The organism is Pseudomonadota bacterium, assembly GCA_010028905.1.
In the GTDB taxonomy this organism is placed as follows: domain Bacteria; phylum Vulcanimicrobiota; class Xenobia; order RGZZ01; family RGZZ01; genus RGZZ01.
Window position 1 is genome coordinate 1 of the sequence record RGZZ01000703.1, and the last position, 1,889, is coordinate 1,889.

Here is a 1,889-nt window from a genome sequence, read left to right on the forward strand (position 1 = left end):
GAACCCTTCGACCGAAGGTGAAGGGAGAGGGACACCCCCATGAGCATCCTCATCAAGAACGGCCGCGTCGTGACGGCCGTTGACGACTACATGGCCGACGTCTACATCGAGGGCGAGCAGGTCAAGATGATCGGCAGCGACCTGCCCGTTCAGGCTGACCGCGTCATCGACGCAACGGGCAAGCTGGTCATCCCCGGCGGCATCGACCCGCACACCCACCTCGACATGCCGTTCGGCGGCACCACCAGCGCCGACGACTTCGAGACCGGCACCCGCGCCGCGGCCAACGGGGGAACCACCACCCTCATCGACTTCGCCATCCAGACCCGCGGAAAGTCGACCCTCGAGGGGCTCGAAGCGTGGCACAAGAAGGCCGACGGAAAGGCCTGCATCGACTACGCCTTCCACATGATCGTCACCGACATGCCCCACGAGCGCCTTCCCGAGATGACGCGCCTGGTCGACGAGGGCATCACCAGCTACAAGATGTTCATGGCCTACCCCGGTGTGCTCTACTCCGACGACGGCGCCATCTACCGCGCCATGCGCCAGGCCGGCCTCGACGGCGCGGTGATGTGCATGCACGCCGAGAACGGCATCGTCATCGACGAGATCATCAAGGAAGCCGTCAAGGACGGCAAGCTCGAGCCGAAGTATCACGCCCTGACGCGCCCCACCCGCATGGAGGGCGAGGGCGTGCACCGCGCCATCTCCATCGCCGAGGTGGCCAACGTGCCGGTGTACATCGTGCACCTGTCGAGCGCCGACGCCCTCAACGAGGTGCGGCGGGCCCGCGACCGCGGCGTGGCAGCCTTCGCCGAGACCTGCCCGCAGTATCTGTTCCTCGACTACACCTACTACGAGAAGCCGAACTTCGAGGGCGCCAAGTACGTCATGACCCCCGCCCTGCGCGAGAAGTGGAATCAGGAAGAGCTCTGGAAGGGCCTCAAGTTCGGCGACCTGCAGGCCATCTCCACCGATCACTGCCCCTTCTGCTTCAAAGAGCAGAAGGAGCTGGGCGCCAACGACTTCACCAAGATCCCCAACGGCGCGCCCGGCGTCGAGAACCGCATGAGCCTCGTGTTCAACGGCGGCGTGGCCCAGGGGCGCATCAGCCTCAACAAGTTCGTCGAGCTCACCTCGACGGCCGCCGCGAAGATGTTCGGCATGTTCCCTCGCAAGGGCACCGTCGCGGTGGGCAGCGACGCCGACATCGTGGTGTTCGATCCGAACCGCAAGGAGACGATCAGCATCAACAACAAGCGCACCCACAACATGCGCGTCGACTACAACACCTACGAGGGCTTCGAGGTGCAGGGCCACGCCGACGTGGTCATCTCGCGCGGCCAGGTGGTGGTCGACAACCACAGCTTCGTGGGCAAGGCTGGCGCTGGCCAGTTCATCAAGCGCGCCCGACACGGTGAGCTGCTGCGATCGGCGACCGCCGTCAAGGCGTAGACTGCCCACCCGTGCTGCGTCCCTGACCCGCTCAGCAGTCGGTCAGGACGCAGCACGGCCATATGGGTCAGCGACGGGCCGCGTCCATCGCTGACCCTGCTGGTGGAAAGAGCCTGCAGGACGCGGGCTGAGCAAGAAGACACGGGCGGAGGTGGCCTGACGGCAACCTCCGCCTCTTCTTTTCCAGAATCGTGAACAGAAGGCCTCAGGCGACCCGCCCCGCCACGCCGCTGCCCGCCCGAAACGAGAGAAGCGCAGGGTTGACGTTACCGAGGGAGATGAAGCCCACACGGCTCGCGTGACCGCCAATGGGACGGTCGCTCTCCGGATTCGGCATCGACGAGGTCACCACGCCCGCTTTGCCTCCCCCCTTCGGGTCGTCGCTCTCCGGGTTCGGCATCGACGCGCTCACCACGCCGGCCTTGCCGCCG

2 protein-coding genes are annotated in these 1,889 nt (G+C 65.9%); one reads left to right on the plus strand and one right to left on the minus strand.

Annotation, left to right across the window (positions count from 1 at the left end):
• Positions 1-39: 39 nt before the first annotated feature.
• Entirely contained in the window at positions 40-1,458 is a 1,419-nt protein-coding gene (hydA, locus tag EB084_24505) for a dihydropyrimidinase (GenBank protein NDD31425.1), read from the plus strand.
• Between the two features lie 205 nt (positions 1,459-1,663).
• Here hydA and EB084_24510 read toward each other — a convergent pair.
• Positions 1,664-1,889: hypothetical protein (locus tag EB084_24510; protein NDD31426.1), on the minus strand; the 226-nt coding region annotated here is incomplete at its 5' end.